This window comes from Niastella sp. (assembly GCF_045805085.1).
GTDB lineage: Bacteria > Bacteroidota > Bacteroidia > Chitinophagales > Chitinophagaceae > Niastella.
This window is the reverse complement of sequence record NZ_JBJMLX010000211.1, coordinates 1-6,020: the sequence shown is the minus strand read 5'-3', so window position 1 is coordinate 6,020 and position 6,020 is coordinate 1. Positions and strand designations below refer to the sequence as shown.

The 6,020-nt window shown below is 45.8% G+C and carries 3 protein-coding genes and 1 pseudogene; 1 reads left to right on the top strand and 3 read right to left on the bottom strand.

What is annotated here, in order from left to right:
- A pseudogene (locus ACJ751_RS10910) lies at positions 1–315 on the top strand (hypothetical protein); the annotation flags it as partial.
- 204 nt (positions 316–519) lie between these two features.
- Here the strand turns inward: ACJ751_RS10910 and ACJ751_RS10905 are convergent.
- From ACJ751_RS10905 to ACJ751_RS10895, 3 genes are all read right to left on the bottom strand, one after another.
- On the bottom strand, positions 520–1,464 hold the full coding sequence (locus ACJ751_RS10905; protein ID WP_407745524.1) for a RagB/SusD family nutrient uptake outer membrane protein: 945 nt from the start codon (positions 1,462–1,464) through the stop codon (positions 520–522).
- A gap of 83 nt (positions 1,465–1,547) precedes the next feature.
- Positions 1,548–2,339 carry a RagB/SusD family nutrient uptake outer membrane protein gene (locus ACJ751_RS10900; protein WP_407745523.1) on the bottom strand — a complete coding sequence of 264 codons (792 nt, stop codon included), beginning with the start codon at positions 2,337–2,339 and terminating at the stop codon, positions 1,548–1,550.
- Positions 2,340–2,378: 39 nt separating this feature from the next.
- Complete coding sequence (locus ACJ751_RS10895) at positions 2,379–5,504, bottom strand: SusC/RagA family TonB-linked outer membrane protein (RefSeq protein WP_407745522.1); 3,126 nt, start codon at positions 5,502–5,504, stop codon at positions 2,379–2,381.
- Between the last annotated feature and the right edge of the window lie 516 nt (positions 5,505–6,020).

The following is a 6,020-nucleotide window of genomic DNA, read 5'->3' as shown; positions in this document are numbered from 1 at the left end:
CGCCTGCAAATGGTTGACATAGACGGTCGGTTCACCTACAGCCATACGCTTTCTATAAATAATGATAACAATACTATTACGGTAGCGCCGCGGCTGATCACCGACAACAGTGAGATAAAAGTTACACATGCAGCCAGTACAAAAACTGCCGTTATTCAAATTACAGGCATCGATGGCAAGGTATGGTTAACCCAACCTGTTGCCAAAGGCAGCCTGCAAACCACCATTAACACGAATTGGTTGGTCAAAGGAAATTACCTGGTAGTGTATAGTGGAGATGGAGCACGTACTGCAGTCCAAATAGTGAAACTATAGGCAGAAGGTACCAGATACAAGAATCAAGGCACAGGAATTTACAACTCAGGTTTCCCGAATATTACCGGAGACTCCGAATGTTAAGACTTGTGCCTTGCACCTTGTGTCTTATGGTATTAGTTCTTTTATTTTTATTTATTGAAACACCAGGTCGCACTGGCTGCTTTCATAAACAATCTCAACGGTCTCCGCGTCGATGCAGGTTTAATAACCCGGCGCCTGCACCATCACAAAATTCTTATTCAGTTCACTCTGCGGTATGGGAAAGATATAATACTTGTTGTCCCATACCCGGGTAGAAGTTCTTGTTTTTACATAGAAGGCAGGATCTGATAAACTATTTCCATCCAGCACATTCATACCGGTAAAATCGCCGCCCTGTTTGCCTTCAGGTGCATTGGCAATTTTCCACCGGCGAATATCAAAAAAGCGGCAACCTTCATACGCCATCTCGATACATCTTTCCGTTTGTATCTGTTTACGCATTTCAGCCTGTGATAGCCCTGGCCCAAGATCCGGAATCCCCCCTCGGGAACGAATTTTATTCAAATAAATAAGGATATCTGGATGGCCGGGCTGAGCTTCATTCAATGCTTCTGCATAATTCAAATACAATTCTGCCAATCGAATATACATAGCCGGGCGGGCAACATTCCCGTTATCGTTCGATAAATTTCTCGCTGGATTGGTATGCTTGCGCACCAGATAACCGGTCCTGGGGAACTTTGTTTCACTGCCATTTGCATTCCCTGAGTTACCTGTTGGCCAGAATTGCACATACGTTTGTCCGGTCTTGGCAACAAACGGAAGAGTAGCACCATTAAATGTAATGGTATTATAAAAACGCGGCTCGCGGTTTACATACATGTTGCTGGTACCAGCTACATAATACCCTGCTTTGGCTGTTGCCGTAAAACTGTTCTCATTATAATTACTGCCGGCTTCATTGATAGCTTTGCCATTGATCATTCTGAATTTATCAACCATTTGCTGCGGCACTGCCAAAGCCGCATTAAACGCAGTACCATTGACAGCCCTTGGCGCCGCATCATTTTCCCAGGTTTTATAAACGGTAACCGCACGTGTCCAAATACCTTCGGTGCTCCAACCGGTAAGGAAAAGATCACGATATGACTGGAAGGCTGCCACAAACGGATCGGCATTGGATACTTTGTAAAGACTCTTTCCATTGACAATGGCATGATCGATCGCCCGTTTGGCTGCAGCCGCTGCTATGTTCCATTTTCCAGCGTCATAGCACCTGTATTCATCAATTGGTTGCCATCTTCATTTTTAAAGTTGTCAAAATCAGGGTTACCATTGTATAACGGACTGGCATCAAATAACAGCACCTGTGATTTAACGGCATCTATCACCAGTTGATTGATGCGTCCGGCCTGGGTGGCATCTTCCGTACCACCAGCTCCCAGGTATTTATCGGGCACCATCGCATAAGCGGAATCCATTTCGCTCAGTACATAATCAATACACTCCTTCCAGCTGTTTCGTGGTAGCTGGTAGTCGTCGTTGTACTTGCCTGGTTCATCACCCACCAATATAACCGGCCCGTATAGTTTCATCAAATTCCAGTAATAATATGCGCGCAAAAAACGAGCTTCACCTTTATACTGAACCATCAATTCTTTACCATTGGGTTCCTTTAGCAGGTTGGTCTCACTGTTATCAATGTGCTGAATAAAGATATTTGCCATGCGGATCCCCTGGTAATGGCTCGTCCAGAGGTTGATGGCGTTCGCCGGATTCAACAAGCCACTTGCCTGTACGGTGGCGCCGGCCGGCTCAAGTTCTTCGGTAAAACCAGCCCAATAGCGCGCCGAGCCCGCTGTATTTGCCCAGGGATCAACCAGGGTGCCGTACACCGAGGCCAGCCAGTTTTCAGTTTCTGATTTGTTTTTAAAAATGGCATCGGTAGAAACAAGGTCCTTGGGCACCCCGTCGAAGTATCCCTTCTTACAACTGGCTATAGTTGCAAGCAGAAATATTATTATAAAGTTGTACTTCATTTGTAAATGGCGTTTATCGTGAATGGTGAATGGTCAAATTTAAAAAGTAGCTCTCACTCCAAAATTGTATGCCTTGATATTTGGATAGTACCCACCTCTTGTAACAGTGGTAGAACTGTTACCGATATCATTCAATTCAGGGTCCCAGAACTTCCATCTTGAAATGGTGACCAGGTTGGTACCGTTTATAAATATCCGCAGGTTTTTGATCCGGTTCCTGTGCACCATCCTGGCTGGTAATGTATAGCCCAACTCGGCGCTTTTTAACCGGATGAAATCAGCCGGATGTAACCACCAGTCGCTCACCAGGAAATTCGAAGTGGGATCCAGGTTACTATTCAGGCGCGGATAGAACGGATGCGGATCGGGGTTATCAGGCGTCCAACGGTCTTTTACAGCAGCATACAGATTGCCGCTGTTTGCCCCATTGTTAAAGGGAAGGGTGCCATCACCGGCGCCATACAACAGCCATACTTTACCGGTTCCCTGTATAAACGCGCCGAGATCAAAACCTTTATAACCAAAGGCAATATTCATCCCATACATCATTTTTGGCGTTCCATTGGCATCCACACGCGATATATCAAAACTGTTGATGACGCCATCACCGTTCAGATCTTTATACTTGATATCGCCCACCATCGGCGTACCGGATTGTTTGGCCCATTTATCAATTTCTTCCTGGCTATCAAACAAACCAACAGCGGTATATAATTCTTTTGCATCCACTTCATGTCCCTTCCATTCCATCCAGGGGTATGGTTGAGGAGGAAGTCCCTCCTGCAGGTTTTTATTTTTATTATAGGTAAAAGTACCGGTGAATGTAAGCCAGGTTGTTTTGGTAAACGATTTGTTATACGAAAGGCTTATATCAACACCTTTGTTCAGCACAATGCCGATATTACGAACCGGGTTTACGGAGCCAAAACCAGAGATGCCGGGAATGGTGGCATCGGCACGCAGGATATCTTCCCTTCTTTCCCGGAACAATTCCGCGATCAACTTCAGATCATTATTCAGGAAATTCATTTCAATACCCAGGTTATGCCGGTATGAGGTTTCCCAGGAGGCATCGGTAGCAATTTGAGACTGAGAATAACCAGCATAGTTAGTCGACAGGGACGTTGGCGTACCAAACTGGTAAACTCCGGCAGCTGCTTTGGTCAGCATATCAAGGTATAAAAACCGGTTACCACTATAGCCGCCATTACCAGTTAAACCATAACTATAGCGTAGTTTGAAATAGGATAACACACCGGTGAGCGGCTGAAAGAATTTTTCACCCGATATTATCCAGCCCAACCCAAAGGAAGGAAAGAAACCATACCGTTTCGATGGAGCGAAATTTTCAGAACCGGTATAGCCAAAGTTACCTTCTACAAAATACCTGTTGTTAAAGCCGTAGGTGGCACGGCCGGTCAATCCACGATTGCGGAATGGTATGGCTCCGGTGAACGTAGTAGCATTGGCATCCGCATACTCCGACTGGTTGAACAGCAACAAAGCGCCCACCTCGTGTTTTCCGCCAAAATTGGCTGAGTAATTCATTGAAGCTTCAGAATACATCCGGTGATTGGTTGACCGGGCAGATGAATATGAGAGCAGGTCGTTGGGGGTGTTTATAAACCGGGTAATAAGATTGCCGGCGGAATCGCGGCCTTCTGCATATACCATAGGTGCAGCACGCGCGGTAGCCACCGTGGCGCCGGTATACACATCGTAAGAGAACAAACCCGAAATAGACAATCCCTTTATAAACATGCTCAGGTCCTGCTTTATCCTGATGTTCGGGCGAATGCTTGCAGAGTCGTCGTATCCCGAACCAAAACCAAAGGCAAACCGGGCTGGACTGCTTGTGCCACCAGGTGTTCCAGGCCAGGAGCCGTCTGAGTAGCGTGCAGGGATAATATGAGGTGGTACACGTAAAGAATATTCAAACAGGGTGTTCGATTCATTGTCCACAGCCGAATTATAAGGACCGTTCCGTCTGTCAATGATAGTGGAGATACCCAGATCAAGTTTGGTGGTACCCGTTATATTCACACCAACGTTAGCGGTAAAATTATAACGATGAAAAAAAGACTTCGTATCATAGTTCTCGTCTTTATAAGGTTTTATCATCCCGGTTTCGTTATAGTAGCCGCCTGAGATATAGTAGGTGGCTCTTTCGGCCCCGCCACTTACGTTAAAGTTGGCGCGTTGTGTTAGGCCGTGATCGCGGTACAATTCTTTTTGCCAGTCAGTATTTGGATATAGATCCGGATCAACACCACTTCTGTGCAGTTCAATTCTATCAGCTGTATAAAATGGATCACGACCACGGGTTGTCAGTGATTCATTATATAATTCCATCCAGGTGGGCGCATCGAGCATTTCAGGCAACTGAACGAATTGAGTGAACCCCGAGTTCACTTCCACGTTGATGGAAGGTTTGCCGGCAACGCCGCGTTTGGTATTGATGAGTATAACGCCATTAGCGCCACGGGTACCATATACCGCCGTTGATGTAGCATCTTTTAACACAGTAAAGGTTTGAATATCTTCCGGGTCAACATCATTAAAACTTCTGTCGGGCACTCCATCGATGATGATGAGCGGCGTACGGGTACTGGTGCCAAAAGTAGAAACCCCACGTACCAGCACACTGGCGTTATCTGCCCCAGGACCGCCACCGCGGGAGGTTGTAATGATGCCGGAAATGCGTCCGGCCAGCATCCCGGCAATATCCCTGGCCGGTAGTTTCAGGTCTTCAGGATTTACAGTAGCCTGTGAACCCACCACGCTCACCTTCTTTTGCTGGCCATAACCAATCACGGTTACTTCATCCATACTACCAGCAACAGGCGATAATTTTACATTCAGGTCTACCCGGTTTTTTACCGGTTGTTTATCCATGCGATAACCGGTGTAAGAAAATTCAAGCGAGTCGGTGGGGTTTACAGTTATGGTATAGAAACCGTCTTTATTGGTGGCGGTTGCTATAGTAGTGTGGGTTATGCGGATGGTTGCCCCGTTTAAAGGTTTATCAAGTTCATCAGTAACTTTTCCGGTAACCGTTAAAATGCGATCCTGGGCAAGAACGGCCGAAGCCAGGAAGAGAAGTGCGGTCAATGGTAGCAGCAAATACCACCCGCCCATACGCAATGGCGATTTTTTCAAGATCATAAGCGTTAGTTTTAAAGCAGGCTATTTATCTAAGTGTTGGTAAAATGAATGGTGGCAGGGCATATGGGTGCAGACCACCCTGGTTAGGAGTTTGTTCATGACAAGCGGTTTTTAGCGTTAGTTGAGGTATATATGTTCTACATAACAAAATTGAAAGAAATATTCGAAATTCCAAAAAAATTATGGGTTATCATTCCGGAAAGCCTGTAAATGGTTCATTTTAAGGCTAAAGTGAAAAATGTAGTAGTAGATTAGTCGGGGTTATTATGTAGGGCTTATTGATGTAGCCTGGGTACAGATACAACCTGCACTGGATTGGCCTGGGGAATGCTTCTGGTATAGCTTATAACCTGCACTGGACTACTCTGGAGGGTGCACTGATAGAGGGGCCAGTGCAACGGATCAAGTGAAAAAGTTGGGGACCAGGTTGAAAAGTTGGGGACTTAGGATAAGATTAGATACGACCCCATGAAAAGAGCACATTTCTACCAAAGATTGGCAAAAGTTGTAAACTTT